The sequence below is a fragment of the Hydrogenophaga sp. NH-16 genome, assembly GCF_004006415.1.
Lineage (GTDB): Bacteria > Pseudomonadota > Gammaproteobacteria > Burkholderiales > Burkholderiaceae_C > Hydrogenophaga > Hydrogenophaga pseudoflava.
In genome coordinates, this window is the sequence record NZ_CP029344.1 from 4,632,372 (window position 1) to 4,649,280 (window position 16,909).

Annotated in this window: 17 protein-coding genes; 8 read left to right on the plus strand and 9 right to left on the minus strand. The window is 69.0% G+C overall.

Annotated features, from left to right (window positions below; all coding sequences use genetic code 11):
• The first annotated feature begins 34 nt into the window (after positions 1 to 34).
• Entirely contained in the window at positions 35 to 1,123 is a 1,089-nt protein-coding gene (gene glnL, locus DD542_RS22355; RefSeq protein WP_066155876.1) for a nitrogen regulation protein NR(II), read from the plus strand.
• A 38-nt stretch (positions 1,124 to 1,161) separates the two neighbouring features.
• Positions 1,162 to 2,697, plus strand: a complete 1,536-nt coding sequence (gene ntrC / locus DD542_RS22360) for a nitrogen regulation protein NR(I) (protein ID WP_127807117.1) — start codon at positions 1,162 to 1,164, stop codon at positions 2,695 to 2,697.
• 6 nt (positions 2,698 to 2,703) lie between these two features.
• Here the strand turns inward: ntrC and xth are convergent, their stop codons facing one another.
• Positions 2,704 to 3,468, minus strand: a complete 765-nt coding sequence (gene xth / locus DD542_RS22365; protein WP_127807118.1) for an exodeoxyribonuclease III — start codon at positions 3,466 to 3,468, stop codon at positions 2,704 to 2,706.
• A gap of 133 nt (positions 3,469 to 3,601) precedes the next feature.
• Here xth and DD542_RS22370 point away from each other — a divergent pair, with 133 nt between their 5' ends.
• From DD542_RS22370 to DD542_RS22390, 5 genes are read left to right on the plus strand one after another with little or no spacing between them, the layout of a single operon-like run.
• On the plus strand, positions 3,602 to 4,249 hold the full coding sequence (locus DD542_RS22370; RefSeq protein WP_127807119.1) for a thermostable hemolysin: 648 nt from the start codon (positions 3,602 to 3,604) through the stop codon (positions 4,247 to 4,249).
• A complete protein-coding gene (locus DD542_RS22375; RefSeq protein WP_241559625.1) occupies positions 4,246 to 5,700 on the plus strand; it encodes an AMP-binding protein in 1,455 nt (484 codons plus the stop codon). The genes DD542_RS22370 and DD542_RS22375 overlap by 4 nt, the downstream gene beginning before the upstream one ends.
• Positions 5,701 to 5,719: 19 nt before the next feature.
• Positions 5,720 to 6,412, plus strand: coding sequence for an iron-containing redox enzyme family protein (locus tag DD542_RS22380; protein ID WP_127807120.1), 693 nt, complete (start codon positions 5,720 to 5,722; stop codon positions 6,410 to 6,412).
• On the plus strand, positions 6,409 to 7,230 hold the full coding sequence (locus DD542_RS22385; protein WP_127807121.1) for an SDR family oxidoreductase: 822 nt from the start codon (positions 6,409 to 6,411) through the stop codon (positions 7,228 to 7,230). The genes DD542_RS22380 and DD542_RS22385 overlap by 4 nt, the downstream gene beginning before the upstream one ends.
• A 23-nt stretch (positions 7,231 to 7,253) precedes the next feature.
• Positions 7,254 to 7,934, plus strand: a complete 681-nt coding sequence (locus DD542_RS22390; RefSeq protein WP_206610701.1) for a tetratricopeptide repeat protein — start codon at positions 7,254 to 7,256, stop codon at positions 7,932 to 7,934.
• 21 nt (positions 7,935 to 7,955) lie between these two features.
• Here DD542_RS22390 and DD542_RS22395 read toward each other — a convergent pair whose 3' ends face one another.
• From DD542_RS22395 to DD542_RS22415, 6 genes are all read right to left on the minus strand, one after another.
• A complete protein-coding gene (locus tag DD542_RS22395) occupies positions 7,956 to 8,468 on the minus strand; it encodes a dihydrofolate reductase (RefSeq protein ID WP_127807122.1) in 513 nt (170 codons plus the stop codon).
• Complete coding sequence (locus tag DD542_RS22400; protein WP_127807123.1) at positions 8,461 to 9,375, minus strand: DMT family transporter; 915 nt, start codon at positions 9,373 to 9,375, stop codon at positions 8,461 to 8,463. The genes DD542_RS22395 and DD542_RS22400 overlap by 8 nt, the downstream gene beginning before the upstream one ends.
• Before the next feature lie 10 nt (positions 9,376 to 9,385).
• A complete protein-coding gene (locus DD542_RS22405; protein ID WP_127807124.1) occupies positions 9,386 to 10,219 on the minus strand; it encodes a thymidylate synthase in 834 nt (277 codons plus the stop codon).
• 18 nt (positions 10,220 to 10,237) lie between these two features.
• On the minus strand, positions 10,238 to 10,387 hold the full coding sequence (locus DD542_RS23630) for a hypothetical protein (RefSeq protein ID WP_164868457.1): 150 nt from the start codon (positions 10,385 to 10,387) through the stop codon (positions 10,238 to 10,240).
• A 489-nt stretch (positions 10,388 to 10,876) separates the two neighbouring features.
• The gene (locus DD542_RS22410) at positions 10,877 to 12,298 is read right to left on the minus strand and encodes an FAD-binding oxidoreductase (RefSeq protein ID WP_127807125.1); all 1,422 of its coding nucleotides are present in this window, start codon (positions 12,296 to 12,298) and stop codon (positions 10,877 to 10,879) included.
• Positions 12,295 to 12,783, minus strand: coding sequence for a DUF2069 domain-containing protein (locus DD542_RS22415; RefSeq protein ID WP_079365204.1), 489 nt, complete (start codon positions 12,781 to 12,783; stop codon positions 12,295 to 12,297). Before DD542_RS22415 ends, DD542_RS22410 begins: the two co-directional genes overlap by 4 nt.
• Positions 12,784 to 12,804: 21 nt before the next feature.
• Here DD542_RS22415 and DD542_RS22420 point away from each other — a divergent pair, with 21 nt between their 5' ends.
• Positions 12,805 to 14,037: a YihY family inner membrane protein gene (locus DD542_RS22420; RefSeq protein ID WP_127807126.1), complete on the plus strand. Its 1,233-nt coding sequence runs from the start codon at positions 12,805 to 12,807 to the stop codon at positions 14,035 to 14,037.
• Here the strand turns inward: DD542_RS22420 and DD542_RS22425 are convergent, their stop codons facing one another.
• Positions 14,038 to 15,327 carry a cytochrome P450 gene (locus tag DD542_RS22425; RefSeq protein ID WP_127807127.1) on the minus strand — a complete coding sequence of 430 codons (1,290 nt, stop codon included), beginning with the start codon at positions 15,325 to 15,327 and terminating at the stop codon, positions 14,038 to 14,040.
• A gap of 32 nt (positions 15,328 to 15,359) precedes the next feature.
• Positions 15,360 to 16,859, minus strand: coding sequence for a PLP-dependent aminotransferase family protein (locus DD542_RS22430; RefSeq protein ID WP_127807128.1), 1,500 nt, complete (start codon positions 16,857 to 16,859; stop codon positions 15,360 to 15,362).
• Positions 16,860 to 16,909: the final 50 nt, after the last annotated feature.

Below are 16,909 nucleotides of genomic sequence, written 5' to 3' on the forward strand. Positions count from 1 at the left end.
CCTTTCTCTCCCCCTGTCCCGTGTCGATGCGGCCATGCTGCCGGGAAAGGCTGCGCAGCGCGCGGCTTCGGCGCACGGCAAGTTCCATTCGCTGGATCTGCTGGCCACGCTGGTGGCGGTGGTCTCGCTTGACGGGCAGGTACTTTTTGCCAACGCGGCGCTGGAGGATGCCCTGGGCATGTCCCGTCGCAGCATCACGGGCACGCGGCTGCAGGACTGCTTCACCGAACCGCAGCTGCTCCAGAACGCGCTCAGCGGCGCCGCAGTCAACGAGTTCGCTGCCCTGCGGTACGACGCCTGGCTGCGGCGCCTCGCCCATGAACCGCTGCCGGTCCACGTGGTGGTGGCGCAGACCGACACGGCGGGCGAAGTCATTGTCGAGCTGCTCCCGCTGGAGCAGCAGGCCCGGCAGGAACGGGAAGAGCGGCTGATCGACCAGGCACAGGCCAACAAGGAGCTGATCCGCAACCTGGCCCACGAGATCAAGAACCCGTTGGGCGGGATTCGCGGTGCGGCCCAGCTGCTGGAGCTGGAGCTCGACAACAAACAACTGACCGAGTACACGCAGGTCATCATCCACGAGGCCGACCGCCTGCAGTCGCTGGTGGATCGCCTGCTGGCGCCACACCGCCGGCCTCACGTGGTGGGCGATGTGAACATCCACGAGGTGTGTGAACGCGTGCGCTCGCTGATCGTGGCCGAGTTCCCCCGGGGTCTGAAGGTGGTTCGCGACTACGACACCTCCATCCCCGAGTTCCGCGGCGACAAGGAGCAGCTGATCCAGGCGGTGCTCAACATCGCGCACAACGCGGCGCAGGCGCTCGCGGAGCGCATCGCGGCGGGGGATGCGCAGATCACCCTGCGCACGCGCGTGGGCCGGCAGGTGACCTTCGGCAAGCAGCGCTACCGCCTGGCACTGGAATTGCATGTGATCGACAACGGGCCTGGCGTGCCCGATGCGATCAAGGACCGCATCTTCTTCCCGCTGGTGTCGGGTCGTGAGGGAGGTTCCGGGCTGGGGCTGACCCTGGCACAAACCTTCGTGCAGCAGCACCATGGACTGATCGAGTGTGAGAGCGCGCCAGGCCACACGGATTTCAAATTGCTGATTCCGTTGCCATGAAACCGAAACGCCTCGCCTGAGGAAGGGAAGACGCACACATGAAGCCGATCTGGATAGTGGATGACGACCAATCGATCCGCTTCGTTCTGGAGAAGGCGCTGTTGAGGGAGAACCTGCCCACCCGCAGTTTCACCAATCCGCAGGAAGTCCTCAAGGCACTGAACGAGACGCCCGAAAGCGAAGGACCGCAGATCCTCGTGAGCGACATCCGCATGCCGGGCGGCTCGGGCCTGGACCTGCTGGAGAAGGTCAAGGAGAAGCTGCCGGGCCTGCCCGTCATCATCATGACCGCGTTCTCCGATCTGGACAGCGCGGTGTCGGCCTTCCAGGGCGGTGCGTTCGAATACCTGCCCAAGCCCTTCGACCTGCCCAAGGCGCTGGAGCTGATCCACCGCGCGGTGGAGGAGAGCCAGCGCGAGGAAGTGGCGCAGGAGTCGCTGACGGCCGCGCCCGAGATGCTGGGCCAGGCGCCCGCCATGCAGGACGTGTTCCGCGCCATCGGGCGGCTGTCGCAGAGCAACGTGACGGTGCTGATCACAGGTGAGTCGGGCTCGGGCAAGGAGCTGGTGGCGCGCGCGCTGCACAAGCACTCGCCGCGCGGTGGCGGTCCGTTCGTGGCGATCAACACCGCCGCCATTCCGAAGGACCTGCTGGAGTCCGAGCTGTTCGGTCACGAGCGCGGCGCCTTCACCGGCGCGCAGACCATGCGGCGCGGCCGCTTCGAGCAGGCCGAGGGCGGCACGCTGTTCCTGGACGAAATCGGTGACATGCCGTTCGACCTGCAGACGCGCCTGCTGCGCGTGCTGTCCGACGGGCACTTCTACCGCGTCGGTGGGCACAGCGCCGTCAAGGCCAATGTGCGCGTGATCGCGGCGACCCACCAGAACCTGGAGCAGCGCGTCAAGGAAGGCGTGTTCCGGGAGGACCTGTTCCACCGCCTCAACGTGATCCGGCTGCGCCTGCCCGCGCTGCGCGAGCGCCGAGAGGACGTGCCCATGCTCACGCGCTTCTTCCTGCAGCAAAGCGCCAAGCAGCTGGGCGTGGAGCCCAAGCGCATTTCGGATGCAGCCCTGCGCCTGCTCAGCGGTTTTGATTTCCCGGGCAACGTGCGCCAGCTGGAAAACGTCTGCCACTGGCTGACGGTGATGGCGCCGGCACAGATGATCGAGGTGAAGGACCTGCCGCCGGAGGTGCTGTCTGCGGTCGGCGATGCGGTGCCGCCCGAGTTGTCGGTGCCCGCCGAGCCGGTGGCGGCCGCCCCGGCTGCGCCCGCACCACAGGTACCGCCGGTGGAGTGGGCACCGGCACCCGAGGTGCCAGCCGTCACGGCCTCGGGCGTGCCTGTCGTACCGGCTCCGGCGGCGGCCTGGGAGCTGGGCCTTCAGGCCGAGGCGCGTTCGTTGCTGGAGGCCGGGCGCACCGATGTGTGGGACGTGCTCACGCGCCGCTTCGAGACCGGCCTGATCCTGACCGCGCTCGCGAACACGCGCGGGCGCCGCATCGAGGCCGCCCACAAGCTGGGCATCGGCCGCAACACGATCACCCGCAAGATCCAGGAATTGAATCTGGAGTGACCGCGCTCAGTCCAGCGTCAGCACCACCGGTGCGTGGTCGCTGGGCTGGGGGTTCTTGCGGGGTGCGCGGTCGATCTCGCAGGCGGTGGTGCGGGCCTTCAGCGCGTCGCTGATCAGGATGTGGTCGATGCGCAGGCCGCGGTTCTTCTGGAAGCCCAGCATGCGGTAGTCCCACCAGCTGAAGGTCTTGGGCGGGTGCTCGAAGAGGCGGTGCGCGTCGTGCAGGCCCAGGCCGATCAGGCTTTGGAGCTGGTTGCGCTCTTCGGTCGTGCAGTGGATGGTCTCGCGCAGGCCCACCGGGTCCCACACATCGGCGTCGTCGAAGGTGATGTTGTAGTCACCCATGAGCACCAGCTGCGGGTGCGTCGCCATCTCGGCACGCACCCATTCGCGCAGTGCGTCGAGCCAGCGCATTTTGTAGGCGAACTTGTCGCTGCCCGGCTCCTGGCCGTTGGGGAAGTAGGCGCCGATCACGCGCACGCCGTCAATGGTGGCGCAGAGCACGCGCGACTGTTCGTCGTCGAAGCCCGGGATGTTTTTGATGACGTCGGCGGCGGGCGCCTTGCTCAGCAGCGCCACGCCGTTGTAGGTCTTCTGGCCGAACCACTGCGCGTGGTAGCCGGCGTCGGTGAAGGCCTGCACCGGGAACTTGTCGTCGGTGAGTTTGAGCTCCTGCAGGGCCAGCACGTCGACCGGGTGGGTGGCCAGCCAGGCCAGCACCTGGGGCAGGCGCACGTTGAGGGAGTTGACGTTCCACGTCGCTAGTTGCATGGGGATTCCCTGGAGTCCAAAGAGCTGCATTCTAGGGAGTGAGGGCACTGTTACGTCCCCCATAAGACTCGCTTAATCTGGTCCGCAGACCATGCGTCCGTGTCCGGCCGAACCGGCTGGAAAAGGAAGCACGATGCCCCTGGCCATTGCCACCGCGGGTGGCCCATGCGCCCCCTCGTTCCCCGCGGCGAACCCGTCACCCTCGCTCTGCGTGTGCACGGAGTCCGATCCGGGGCGCGAAACCGTGGAGCGCTTCATCCAGCGGGTGTTTGCGCGCCGGTTTGGTGCACGCGTGCAGCGCTTCGCACCTGAACTGGTGTGCCTGCGCGATCCCGACAGCGGTGACATCGTGGCCGCGGCCGGCTACCGCTTTGCCGACCAAGGGGCCCTGTTTCTGGAGCGCTACCTGGATCGCCCGGTCGAACAGTGCCTGGCCGAGCCGGGCCAGCCGGCGGTGGCCCGCGCCGGCATTGTCGAGGTCGGGCATCTGGCGTCCGAGCGCGCCGGTGAAGGCCTCCGCCTGATCGTGCGGCTGGCCCACCACCTGGCCGCGCAGAACACGCAGTGGGTGGTGAGCACGCTGACCGAAGAACTGCGCCACCTGTTCGTGCGCATGGGCATCACGCCGCTGGCCCTGGGCCGGGCGGACGCCACCGCGCTGGGCGAGCAGGCGGGCGAATGGGGCAGCTACTACGAACACCACCCGGTCGTGCTGGCGGGGCAGATGCAGCCGGCGCTGCGCTGGCTGCAGCGCCGCCAGGCCAGGGGGCTGGACGCATGATGGCGTTCGACACCGTGATCGCGCTGGGCAACGGCCAGACCGGTCTGACCCGCGACGAACTGACCGCCGAAGTGGCCGCCTTGACCGCGCACCTGAAGCACGCTGGCACCCGGGTGCTGGCCACGCTGCTGGACAACGGCATGCCCTGGGTGGTGGCCGACCTGGCCGCCGAGGACGCGGGTGTGGTGCACGTGCCGCTGCCACTGTTTTTCACGCCAGAGCAGACCGCGCACGCGCTGCAGGCGGCGGGCGTCGACACGCTGCTCACCATCGCCCCGCTGGCCGCGCGCTGGCCGCAGGCTCCGTGCGAGCAATGGGACGTGGCGGGCGAACCGCTGTGTGCGCTGCGCCTGCCGGCACAGGGCCTGCCCATGCCGCCCGGCACTGCCAAGCTGACCTTCACCTCCGGCACCACCGGCACGCCCAAGGGCGTGTGCCTTGGCGCCGAGGGCCTGCACCGGGTGCGCGACGCGCTGGTGCAGGCGCTGGAGCCGCTGGACATCCGCCGCCACCTGTGCGCGCTGCCGCTGGCGGTGCTGCTGGAGAACGTGGCCGGTGTCATGGCGCCGTTGGCGCGCGGGGCGGAGTGCCTAGTGCCCCCGTTGGCCGAACTGGGCCTGAGCGGTTCTTCGTCCTTCGACCCTGCCGTGTTCAACGCGGCGGTGGAGCGCCACCAGCCCCACAGCCTGATCCTGCTGCCGCAGATGCTGCGCGCCTGGGCCGGCTGGCTGGCCGTGCAGGGCCGCCTGGCACCGCAGGGTTTGCGCATGGTCGCTGTCGGTGGGGCCGCCGTGGGCGCGCCGCTGCTGCGGGCCGCGCGCCAGCTGGGAATTCCGGCGCACGAGGGCTACGGCCTGTCCGAAGGCTCGTCGGTGCAGACACTCAACCTGCCGGGCGCCGACCGCCCCGGCAGCGCCGGACGCCCGCTGCCGCATGCGCAGGTGCGCATCGGCGAGCGCGGCGAAATCGAGGTGGCTGGCGGCCTGATGCTGGGTTACCTCGGCCAGCGGCCGCTGCAAGGCGACTGGTGGCCCACCGGTGACCTGGGCGAGATCGATGCTGACGGCTTCGTGCACGTGCGTGGGCGCATCAAACACGTGCTGATCACCGCCTTCGGCCGCAACGTCTCGCCCGAGTGGGTCGAGACCGCGCTGCGCAGCGGCCGCACCCTCGCGCAGGCGGTGGTGCTCGGCGACGGCGAACCGGCCCTGAGCGCCGTGGTCTGGCCGGTGAACGACGCGCTGCCCGATTCGGCCATCCAGGCCGAGATCGACGCCGCCAACGCCTCGCTGCCCGACTACGCCCGCGTGGCCCGCTGGGTGCGGGCGCAGGCGCCGTTCACCGCCGGCAGCAGCATGGCCACCGCCAACGGCCGGCCACGCCGCGACGCCATCCTGACCCTTCATGCCCAATTGCTCGGTCTCACCGCCCACGACGCGGTGACCGCCTGAGCGTTTCTCTGGAGTCCTCATGTCCTTTCACGCCCAACTGCTGCAACAGACCGTACAGGCCCGCATGGGCCTGCTCTCCGCGCCCATCATCCAGGGCTGCCTGCGCGGCGAAGTCTCGCTGCCCAGCTACATCGCCTTCCTCACCGAGGCTTACCACCACGTCAAGCACACCGTGCCGCTGCTGCAGGCCTGCCAGGCCGCGCTGCCGGCGCACCACGCTTGGCTGAAACCTGCACTGGACGAATACGTCGAAGAAGAGAAGGGCCACGAGGAGTGGATCCTGGACGACATCCGCGCCTGCGGTGGTGACGCCGAAGCGGTGCGCCACGGCCGGCCCGGCCATGCGGCCGAGGTCATGGTCGCCTACGCCTACGACACCATCCAGCGTGGCAACCCGCTGGGTTTCTTCGGCATGGTGCACGTGCTCGAAGGCACCAGCGTCTCGCTGGCCCTGCTGGCGGCCGACAGCATCCAGAAGCCGCTGAACCTGCCGGACTCGGCCTTCAGCTACCTGCGCTCGCACGGCACGCTGGACCAGGAGCACACGGCCCACTTCCAGCTGTTGATGGACCAGATCCGCGACCCGCAGGACCAGGCCGACATCGTGCACAGCGCGAAGGCGTTCTTCCGGCTCTACGGCGATGTGTTCCGGGGCCTGCCGCTGCCGCAGACTTCTGCGTCCCAGGCGACCCGCGAGGCGGTGGCCGCATGAAGGCCGCGAACGCTCGTGTGGTGATCACCGGCGCCGCCGGTGGCATTGGCGCCGCCAGCGCCGAGGCGCTGCTCAAGGCCGGCGCGGCGGTGATGCTGGTGGGCCGTTCGGCGCCCCGCCTGGAAGACCTGGCGCGAGAACTCGGCCGCACCACCGGCGCCCGTCCCGCGCAGGTGGCCTGCCGGGTGGCGGATCTGACGCAGCCGAAGGACCTGGAGAGCCTGTCGGCGCAGGCGGCGGCCTGGTGCTGCAACGTGCTGGTGCACAACGCCGGGCTGCCTGCGTTCGGACGGCTGCAGGACCAGACGCCCGCGCAGATCACGGCGGCGCTGCAGACCAATCTGCTGGCGCCCATGCTGCTCACGCGCGGCCTGCTGCCGCACCTGCTGGCCCAGCCCGCCGCACAGGTGATCTGTGTCGGCTCCGCACTGGGGGCCATCGGCCTGCCGGGCTTCAGCGTCTACAGCGCGGGCAAGTTCGGGCTGCGCGGCTTTGCGCAGGCGCTGCGCCGTGAACTGGCCGAGACGCCGGTGGCGGTGCAGTACCTCGGCCCGCGCACCACGAAGACCGCCTTCAACAGCGAGGCCGCCGAGGCCTACAACCAGGCGACCCGCACCGCCAGCGACAGCCCGCAACGGGTGGCGGCCGAGCTGGTGGCCCTGCTGGAAAGCGGGGCGGGGGAACGCTTTGTCGGCTTTCCCGAGAAGCTCGCCGCCCGCATCAACGGCCTGGCGCCTGCGCTGCTGGATGGCAGCTTCAAGCGCCACAGCCGCCACCTGCAGTCCACCGGTCATGTCCGGCCGGTCCTGAATTCCTGAATCACATTCCCGGAGGTCCTTCCATGTCTGTCCCGTTTCCGCTTTCCACCACCGGCGCGTCGCGCCGCCGCTTGAGCTCTGCCCTGCTGGCGCTCGCCGGCCTCTCCCTGCTGCCGGCGGTCCGGGCCGCCACGGTTGAAGAATCCGTGACCGAGCTGCAGCAGGCCTGGGAGCTCATCAACTACAAGACGCCCGCGGCCGAGAAGGAGAAGAAGTTCGAGGCCCTGGCCGCCCGCGCCCACAAGGTCAGCGAGAGCTTCGCCGGCCGCCCTGAGCCCCTGGTCTGGGAAGGCATCATCCTCAGCTCCTGGGGCGGCGCCAAGGGCGGCCTGGGCGCGCTCGGCCTGGTCAAGCAGGCCAAGGTGCTGTACGAGCAGGCGATCCAGATCGACGGCAACACGCTCGATGGTTCGGCCTACAACAGCCTGGGCGTGCTGTACTACAAGGTGCCCGGCTGGCCCATCGCCTTCGGCGACAAGGACAAGGCACGCGACCTGCTGCAGAAGGCGCTGGCGATCAATCCCAAGGGCATCGACGCCAACTACTTCTTTGCCGACTACCTGGTCGAGACCGGCGAGCCGCAGAAGGCGGTGGCGCACCTGGAGAAGGTGATGCAGGCCGCGCCCCGCGCCGGCCGCCAGATCGCCGACGAAGGTCGCCGCGCCGAAGCCCGCGAACTGATGGAAAAGATCCGGTCGAAGTGACGGCCGGCGGGTGGTGGACGTTCAGGCGTCCGCGCGCCGGTAGGTGACGAAGGCGAAGGGCAGGCCGCTGGCGCTGACCTGCTCTTCGCGAGCCACCTCGCGCCAGTCGCCGCCCAGCACGGGCGCGAAAGCGTCGCCCTCGAAGTCCTGCGCGATCTCCGTCACCACCACCTCGTTGGCCAGCGGCAGCGCCTGCGCATAGATCTGCGCACCGCCGATCACCCAGGCGGTGCTACCGGCGGGGCAGAGCCCGCGCGCGGTTTCGAGCGAATGCGCCACGCTCGCGCCCTCGGCGACGAAACCCGTGTCCCGCGTCACGACGATGTTCAGCCGGCCCGGCAGCGGGCGGAATTTCGGCGGCAGCGAGTCCCAGGTCTTGCGGCCCATGATGACCGGGCAGCCCAGGGTGGTGCGCTTGAAGTGCGCCAGGTCCTCGGGCAGGTGCCAGGGCAGCTGGTTGTTCTTGCCGATCACGCCGTTGGCGGCGCGGGCGTAGATGAGGTGGAGCGAAGCGGGGGCGGGGGTCTCAGGCATCCGGCGATTGTGCCGCGCCGGGACTTCTGCGCAGAAAGCCCGAGGGCAGCAGCACGCTGGCGATCGCCACCATCACGAACACCATGGCCAGCCAGTCCTGCCAGTGCGGCACCTCGCCGGTGATGAAGGTGGCGCTGAGCGTGCCCACCAGCGGGATCGCCATCACACTCATGGCGCTGGTGGCCGGCGGCAGGTCGCGCGCCATGCCGAACCAGATCAGCTGCGCAAAGCCGTAGTTGATGAGCACGCCGTAGGCCAGGCTGATCCACATCATGGGCGTGAAGCTGGCAGGCTGCGGCAGCGGTTCCAGCGACAGCGCGAGTGCCCAGACCACGGCGCTGCCCAGCAGCAGCATCCAGACCGTGACCACCAGCGGCGAGAGCGTGAGGTGGGCGCGGCGGAACATCAGCGTGCCCAGCGCCCACGAGGCCGCGGCGCCCAGCATCCAGGCCACACCGGCGGGGCGGCCACTGAGCCGCTGCAGCTCGTGCCACAGCAGCAGGCCGATGGCCAGGCTCACACACACCACCGCCAGCCGCACGCGCGGCGTGATGCGCTCGCCGAAGAAGGCGGCGCCGATCAGCACGGTGAAGATGGGCATGGTGAAGCCCAGGATGGCGGCACGCCCCGAGGCCAGTTCCTGCACGCCGAAGATGGACAGCGTGTGCCAGCCGAGCACATTGGGCAGGCCCAGCCAGGCGATGGTCAGCCATTCCTTGCCGGAGGGTCGCATGCGCTCGCCTTTGGACGCCACGTAGGCGAACAGCCAGGCCGCACCCAGCAGCATGGTGCTGGCGCGGAAGTACAGCGGCGAGAGCTGCTGCAGCGAGAGCTTCATCATGGGCCAATTGACCCCCCACATGAGTGTGAGGGCCAGCAGCGCCCAGAGCTGGCGGCGCGAAATCACGGACAGATCGTCAGACGGCGACGGGCGCCTTGATGGCGGGGTGGCACTCGTAGCCGACCACCTCGAAGTCCTCGTACTCGTATTCGAAGATCGAGGCCGGCTTGCGCTTGATGTTGAGCGTCGGGTAGGCAAAAGGCTGGCGGCTCAGCTGCAGTTCCACCTGTTCGTGGTGGTTGCTGTAGATGTGGCAGTCGCCCCCGGTCCAGATAAAGTCGCCCACGTCCAGGTCGCACTGCTGCGCCAGCATGTGGGTCAGCAGGGCGTACGACGCGATGTTGAAGGGCACGCCCAGGAAGATGTCGGCGCTGCGCTGATACAGCTGGCAGGACAGCTTGCCGCGGCCGCCCGGCTCGGTGGCGGGCGCCACGTAGAACTGGAAGAAGGCGTGGCAGGGCATGAGCGCCATCTGGTCCAGGTCGGCCACGTTCCAGGCGCTGACGATGATGCGGCGGCTGTCGGGGTTGGTCTTGAGCTGTTTGACGACCTCGCTGATCTGGTCGACGTGGCCGCCGCCCGGCTTGGGCCAGTTGCGCCACTGCACGCCGTACACCGGGCCGAGTTCGCCGTCCTCGCGCGCCCATTCGTCCCAGATGGTGCAGCCCCGCTCCTGCAGCCACTTCACGTTGGAATCGCCGCGCAGGAACCACAGCAGCTCGACGATGATGGCCTTGAGGAAGACCTTCTTGGTCGTCACCAGCGGAAAGCCCTCGTTGAGGTCGAAGCGCATCTGGTGGCCGAACACGCTGCGCGTGCCGGTGCCGGTGCGGTCGCCCTTCTGCACGCCATGCTCGTAGACGTGGCGCATGAAGTCTTCGTACTGGGAACGGACGGGGCGAGAAGTCATATGGATTCTCTAGGTGTTTTATTTGTTGAAGACGATGCCCAAAATCACGGCGAGGGCTCCCAGAATGGCCGGAGCCTTTAGAAGCGCAAGGGCCAAGATGCGAGTTTTCGCGTCGTCTTTCGCAAAGTGCTTCAGATAGTCGTGGTTGGAACGCTGGGGTAGTCTCATGGCGGATCTCCATTGCCAAGACAAATTTTCCCCAACGCCAAGTCAGGCCTAGTTTTCTTACATCGTCTGGTATCTTGATGCTGTTTTATATGCCTTTAAAGAATAATCATATAAATCAATAACTTAAGATGAAAAAGCAGGTGTTTGACAAGGCCCAAGCATACTTGAGCCGGAATTCCTGCACTCCGCTCTGTCTTGCTGCAATTACTCCATCTAGTTCTTGTTTATGAAATAAAAGTTGCATGAGTGAACTGGCTCTTCACACCAATTCCCAGTCTGGGGGAGCGCCGTGCACTGGATGATGGAGGAGGGCGATCTGCCCTACCGCACGGTCTGACTCAACTTCGGGTCCGAGATGAAATCTGCCGACAACGTGCAGCTGTTGCACGAGCGCCCGGCCGCACAGCGGGCCGACCGCTTCAACGAAGAACGCCTCAAGGCACAGCCCGCAGGCTGACCCTGCCTCGACGGCGTGCCGCTGCCGGCCGATCAGCGCAGCACCCGGCCGGGGTTGAGGATGTTCTGCGGGTCCAGCGCCTGCTTGATCGAGCGCATCAGCGCCAGCGCCACCGGGTCCTTGTAGTCCGGCAGCTTGTCGACCTTGAGGCTGCCGACGCCGTGTTCGGCGCTGATCGAGCCCTCGAAGCGCGCGACCTGGTCGAACACCAGGTGGTTGACCCGTTCCTCCTGCTCGCGCAGGAAGGTGGCCGGGTCGCCGCCTTCGGGCGCCTGCACGTTGTAGTGCAGGTTGCCGTCGCCCAGGTGGCCGAAATTCACCAGGCGCACGCCGGGTATCTCGCGCTGCAGCAGCGCGTCGGTCTCGGCGCAGAAGGCGGGGATCTTCGAGACCGGGATGCTGATGTCGTGCTTGATGTTCAGGCCTTCTTCGGCCTGTGCCAGCGGGATGCTCTCACGGATGTGCCACAGCGCATGGGCCTGCGACAGGTTTTCCGCCACCACCGCGTCGCTGACCACGCCGTTTTCAAAAGCGGTCTCCAGCAGCCGCTCGAACTGGCCGCGCGCGTGGTCCTCGGACTCGCTGTCGCTGTTCTCCAGCAGCACGCAGTAGGGGTGATCGGCCCACAGCGGCACGCGCTGCTGCGCAAAGTGTTTGGCCACCAGCGAGAGGGCGAACCGGCCCATGACCTCGAAGCCGGTCAGGCCCGCGCCCAGGTGCCGGTGCGCCAGGCCCAGCAGCTGCACCGCCGCCTCCAGCGAGGGCACGGCGGCCCAGGCGGTGAGTTGCGCGGCGGGCAGCGGGTAGAGCTTCATCGTCGCGGCGGTGATCACGCCCAGCGTGCCTTCGCTGCCCACGAACAGGTCGCGCAGGTCGTAGCCGGTGTTGTCCTTGCGCAGGCCCGAAAGCCCGTTCCAGACCTCGCCCTGCGCCGTCACCACCTCCAGCCCCAGGCACAGCTCGCGCGCGTTGCCGTAGCGCACCACCTGGGTGCCGCCCGCGTTGGTGGCGAGGTTGCCGCCGATGGTGCAGCTGCCTTCGGCCGCCAGCGACAGCGGGAACAGAAAGCCGGCTCTTTCGGCGGTTTCCTGCAGCACCTGCAGCACGCAGCCAGCCTCGACCGTCATGGTGAGGTTGTCGCCGTCGATGGCGCGCACGGCGTTCATGCGGGTGAGGCTGAGCACCACCTGCGTGCCGCTGTCGTCGGGCACCGCGCCGACCACCAGACCGGTGTTGCCGCCCTGGGGCACGATGCTCACGCCGGCGGCGGCGCAGGCTTTCACCACCGCCGCCACCTCGGCCGTATGGCCGGGTCGCACCACGGCGAGGGCACGGCCGCGCATGCGCTTGCGCCAGTCCTGTTCCCAGGCCGAGAGGTCGGTGGCCGGATCGTCGTGCGTCAGCACCTGGGCGTGGCCGACGATGCTGCGCAGGGTGGTGATCAGTTGGTTCATGGGGTCTTGGACGGAGGGAGCGGGTCGGCGGCAAAGCCGGCCTCGGCAGCCCGGCGGGCCGCGTCGGCCGCGATGGCCTCCTTGCCGGCGGCGCGCAGCCGGGTGCGGATGTGCCAGGTGCAGGCCACGAACAGCACGACGCACAGCAGCAGCTCGATGCCGGCGAGCAGGGCCGAGAGGCTGCTGGGGTCGCTGGTCATGCGCACCGCGCCCTCGGCCGCATACAGCCAGACCAGCAGGCTGAGCCAGCGGTAGGTGTACATGCGGTTCTTGAGCAGGCCCGCGAGCGGGATGGTCAGCGGCAGCACCTTGAGCACCAGCCAGGAACCGCCGGGCCGCAGCGGCGCCAGCCAGAGTTCCCAGGCCAGGCACAGCGCGATCAGCGCCACCAGGCTGGCCACTGCGAGCTGGCGGGAGCGGGCCACGCCCGCGGGAGCCGGGGCCATGGCGGCCGCGGGGGAAGAGGGGGTGAGCGGGTCTGACATGGCGGGTGGCATGATACCGGGATGACTGTTTCCGAGCGCCTTGCCGACGCCCAGACCCTGCTGGCCGAGCTGTGGCAGAACCTGCTGCGTTTCCCCTGGCGCACCACCGCGCTGACCCTGCGCGAGCGCTTCCGCGAAGACCGGCTGGGCGTGACCGCGTCCAGCCTCACCTTCACCACCACCATCTCGCTGGTGCCGCTGTTCACCGTGGCGCTGGCGGTGTTCAGCGCCTTCCCCATGTTCGGCCGCCTGCAGGTGACGCTGCAGCGCTGGCTGGTGGAGAGCCTGGTGCCCGACAACATCGCCAAGCAGGTGCTGAGCTACCTCAACCAGTTCGCGGCCAAGGCCGGGCAGATCGGCTGGGTGGGGGCGCTGATCCTGCTGGGCACCGCGCTGGCGCTGATCCTCACCATCGACCGCAAGCTCAACGACATCTGGCGTGTGCGCACCTCGAGGCCGCTGACACAGCGTGTGCTGGTGTACTGGGCGGTGCTCACCCTGGGGCCGCTGCTGCTGGCCGCCAGCCTGACCGCTACCTCCTACGCCGTCACCACGACGGGCGTGACGCGATCGGGCAGCGTGCGGGTGCTGCTCGACTCGCTGCAGTTTGTGCTGATGACCGGCGGCATGGCCGCGCTCTACCGCTTCGTCCCCAACACCAAGGTGCGCTGGTCGCACGCGCTGGTGGGGGGGCTGTTCACCGCGGGTGCGCTGGAGCTGGCCAAGGGCGTGCTGGCCTGGTACCTGGGCCAGGTGCCGACCTACTCGGTGGTCTACGGCACCTTCGCCACCGTGCCCATCCTGCTGGTCTGGTTCTACGTGGCCTGGGTGATCGTGCTGCTGGGCGCGGTGGTCGCGGCCTACCTGCCCAGCCTGCTCTCGGGCATCGCACGCCGCGGCAACTACCCGGGCTGGCGCTTCCAGCTCGCGCTGGAGACGCTGGTGCAGCTGCAGCTGGTGCGCGAGGCCCCGGCGCGCGGCCTGAGCCTCGACGCGCTGGCGCAGGCGCTGCAGGTCGACCCGCTGCACCTGGAGGAGCCGATCGGCGCGCTGGTGGCGCTCGACTGGCTGGGCCGGCTGGACGAAGCCGACGAGCGCTACGTGCTGCTGCAGGACCCGGCGAACCTGCCGGTGGCGCCGCTGGCGCAGCGCCTGCTGCTGCCCGATTCGCCCAGCACCGAGGCCTTCTGGGCGGTCAGCGGGCTGCGGAGCATGACGGTGGCGCAGGCGCTGGCGGCGCCGTCGGTGCCCTGATCAGGCGGTCCTGAACGGCGCCGAGAGAAAGCCCCGGAACCGCGCCCGCCCGCCGCGCACCGGCGGCGCGCTGAGTTCAAAACGCGGAAACCGGTCGAGGAAACGCCCGATGGCGATGCGGCCTTCGAGCCGCGCCAGGCTCAGGCCCGCGCACTGGTGGATGCCGAAGCCGAAGGCCAGGTGTTTGTTGCCCTCGCGGCGCAGGTTCAGGGTCTCCGGCTGGTCGTACACGGCGGGGTCGCGGTTGGCGGCGCCGATGCAGAGCGTGACCAGCGCACCCGCGTCCAGCGCCATGCCGCCCACCGTGGCCGACGACAGCGCGCGCCGGTTGCCCAGCTGGTTGGACGACTCGAAGCGCAGGCATTCGTCCACCGCCAGCGTCAGCACCTGCTCGCGGGCCGCCTCGTCGGTGCCGGCGGTGCGCAGGTCGGCCAGCAGCTGTTCGCGCTGGACCGGGAACTCCTGCATCAGGATCAGGCCGTTGCCGATCAGGTTGGTGGTGGTTTCGTGGCCGGCGTTGAGCAGGAAGATGCAGTTCTGCAGCAGTTCGACCTCGCTGAGCTTCTCGCCGCTGGCTTCGCCCTGGATCAGGCGCGTGAGCACGTCGCGCTCGGGGTCGCCCGGGGCCTGGCGCCGTGCGGCAACCAGCGTGCGCAGGTAGGCCAGCATCTCGGTCACGCTGCGGTTGCCGGCGGCGTGCTGCTCGGGCGTGGGCACGGGTTCAAGCGCGCCGAGGATGGCCAGCGACCAGTCGCGCAGCGGGCCACGGTCGGCGTGCGGCACCCCCAGCAGGTTGCCGATGATCTCGACCGGGATCGCGGAGGCGAAGTCCTCGACCAGATCACCGCCGCCTTGCGCCTCGATGCGGTCGAGCAGCTGGTCGACCAGGGTCACCAGGCCCGGCTCCATGTCGGCGATCGCGCGGCGGGTGAGGGCGCCCATGATGAGCTTGCGCACCCGCGTGTGCAGCGGCGGGTCGTTGAACACCAGGCTGGTGGTGTGGTGCTCGTACAGCGGCGAGCCCACGCCGTACTTGGGGGCGAACTCGACGTGTTTGTCGGAGCTGAACACGGCGGCGTCGCGGTACACCGCCATCAGGTCGGCGTGGCGCGTGAGGAAGAGCGAACCATCGGGCATGCGCCGCACCGGCTCGTGTTCGCGCAGCAGGGCGTAGACCGGGAATGGGTTGGCCAGGAAATCGGCGGGCAGGGCGCGCAGGTCGAACGTTGCGGCGATTTCGCGTGCCCGGTCGGCGCCCATGGGCGGGGTGATCTGGTGCGGCTGGATCATGGTGCGGCCATTCTGGCGCCGCTGCGCCGCGCTCAGGCGCGCTTCTTCTCGGGGTTTTCCTGCAGCATCTGCCGCGCGATCTCGCCGATGCGCGCCAGTGCCTGCATCTCCAGCGTGGTCCAGGGCCCGGAGAAGTTCAGGCGCAGGCAGTGCCGGTAGCGGTCGGTGGCGGTGAAGAATTCGCCGGGGCCGAAGGTGATGCCTTCGGTGGCGCAGCGACGGAACAGCTCCATGGCCGACAGGTCGGGCGCCAGTTCCAGCCAGAGCGTGTCGCCCGAGGGCGGGTTGCTCACCTTGGTGCCCGGCGGGAAGTGGTGCGCGATCAGGCGGCGCGCCTCGTTGCGGCGCTGGTTCATGTAGGTGGTCAGGCGCCGCAGGTGGGCCTCGTAACTGCCCTGGTTCAGCAGGTCGGCCAGGGCTTCCTCCAGCACCACCGGCGTGGCCGCGCCCTGCAGCCGCTTGTGCGAGGCCACGCTGTCGCGCCAGCGGCCGGCCTCCACCCAGCCCAGGCGGATACCGGGCGTGAGCGTCTTGGCGAACGAGCCGCAGACCATCACGTTGCCGTCGGTGTCGAAGGACTTGGCCGCCTTGCGGCGCTCGTCGCCGGCCAGCAGGTCGTTGAACACCACGTCCTCGATCAGGGGCACCCGCCGCTGCGCCAGCAGTTTCACCAGCTTCTGTTTGGCGTTCATCGGCATCACCGAACCCAGCGGGTTGGACAGCGTGGGCGCGGCCAGCACCGCCTTGACCGGCTGCGTGTCCAGCGCGAGCTCGAGCGCGGGCAGGGACAGGCCGGTGGCGGGGTGCGTGGGGATCTCCAGCACGCGCAGGCCCAGCGACTCGATCAGGTCGAGGTAACCGAAGAAGGTGGGCGACTCCAGCGCCACCACGTCGCCCGGCTGGGTCACGGCGCGCAGGCACAGGCTGACGGCCTGGGTGCAACTGGCGGTGATGACGATGTGGGCCGCGTCCAGCGCGCAGCCCAGGTGCAGCGCGCGCCGGGCCACCGCCTGGCGCAGCGCGGGGCGGCCGGCGTCGGCCTTGTTGTATTCGGTCAGGCTGTGGCGGTGCACGCGCGAGGCGCGGCCGATGGCGACGCGCAGGCGTTCCTCGTCGAACAGCGTGCTCTGTTCGGGCGCGAAGCCGCCGAAGCTGGCGCGGTCGCCCGGCTGGTGCAGCATGGCAAAGCCCTCGGAGCGGGTCTGCCGCTCCACCAGAAAGCTGCGCTGCGGCGGCGCGCTCAGGCCGGGCTGGGCGATGCGCTGCGGTCGCCGCACGAAGTAGCCGGCCTTGGGGCGCGCCTGCGCCAGGCCTTGCTCCTCCAGCTGGCGGTAGGCCTGCAGCGCGGTGGAGATCGACACGCCGTGCGCCATCGAGGTTTCGCGCACCGAGGGCAGGCGCTGGCCGGCCTTGAGGGTGCCGCCATGAATCAGTTGTGCCAGGGCCTGCGCGATCTGCTGGTACAGCGGCGTGTCGGGGGGCGACACCGGTGGAACCGGGCGCAGCGCGGGGGGCTGGGAGGGCTCGGGCATGGACGGTCCATGCTAACTGAAGCGCGGCGCGATAAATGAGCGGGTTTTCA

Bases quoted from the DNA above. Each gene is read 5' to 3' on its own strand.
- DD542_RS22425 (WP_127807127.1), bottom strand. From the start codon at position 15,327: ATGATCCAGCCGCACCAGATCACCCCGCCCATGGGCGCCGACCGGGCA.
- DD542_RS22385 (WP_127807121.1), top strand. From the start codon at position 6,409: ATGAAGGCCGCGAACGCTCGTGTGGTGATCACCGGCGCCGCCGGTGGC.
- DD542_RS22390 (WP_206610701.1), top strand. From the start codon at position 7,254: ATGTCTGTCCCGTTTCCGCTTTCCACCACCGGCGCGTCGCGCCGCCGC.
- DD542_RS22420 (WP_127807126.1), top strand. From the start codon at position 12,805: ATGACTGTTTCCGAGCGCCTTGCCGACGCCCAGACCCTGCTGGCCGAG.
- DD542_RS22380 (WP_127807120.1), top strand. From the start codon at position 5,720: ATGTCCTTTCACGCCCAACTGCTGCAACAGACCGTACAGGCCCGCATG.
- DD542_RS23630 (WP_164868457.1), bottom strand. From the start codon at position 10,387: ATGAGACTACCCCAGCGTTCCAACCACGACTATCTGAAGCACTTTGCG.
- DD542_RS22430 (WP_127807128.1), bottom strand. From the start codon at position 16,859: ATGCCCGAGCCCTCCCAGCCCCCCGCGCTGCGCCCGGTTCCACCGGTG.
- xth (WP_127807118.1), bottom strand. From the start codon at position 3,468: ATGCAACTAGCGACGTGGAACGTCAACTCCCTCAACGTGCGCCTGCCC.
- DD542_RS22370 (WP_127807119.1), top strand. From the start codon at position 3,602: ATGCCCCTGGCCATTGCCACCGCGGGTGGCCCATGCGCCCCCTCGTTC.
- ntrC (WP_127807117.1), top strand. From the start codon at position 1,162: ATGAAGCCGATCTGGATAGTGGATGACGACCAATCGATCCGCTTCGTT.
- DD542_RS22415 (WP_079365204.1), bottom strand. From the start codon at position 12,783: ATGTCAGACCCGCTCACCCCCTCTTCCCCCGCGGCCGCCATGGCCCCG.
- DD542_RS22410 (WP_127807125.1), bottom strand. From the start codon at position 12,298: ATGAACCAACTGATCACCACCCTGCGCAGCATCGTCGGCCACGCCCAG.
- DD542_RS22375 (WP_241559625.1), top strand. From the start codon at position 4,246: ATGATGGCGTTCGACACCGTGATCGCGCTGGGCAACGGCCAGACCGGT.
- DD542_RS22405 (WP_127807124.1), bottom strand. From the start codon at position 10,219: ATGACTTCTCGCCCCGTCCGTTCCCAGTACGAAGACTTCATGCGCCAC.
- DD542_RS22395 (WP_127807122.1), bottom strand. From the start codon at position 8,468: ATGCCTGAGACCCCCGCCCCCGCTTCGCTCCACCTCATCTACGCCCGC.
- glnL (WP_066155876.1), top strand. From the start codon at position 35: ATGCTGCCGGGAAAGGCTGCGCAGCGCGCGGCTTCGGCGCACGGCAAG.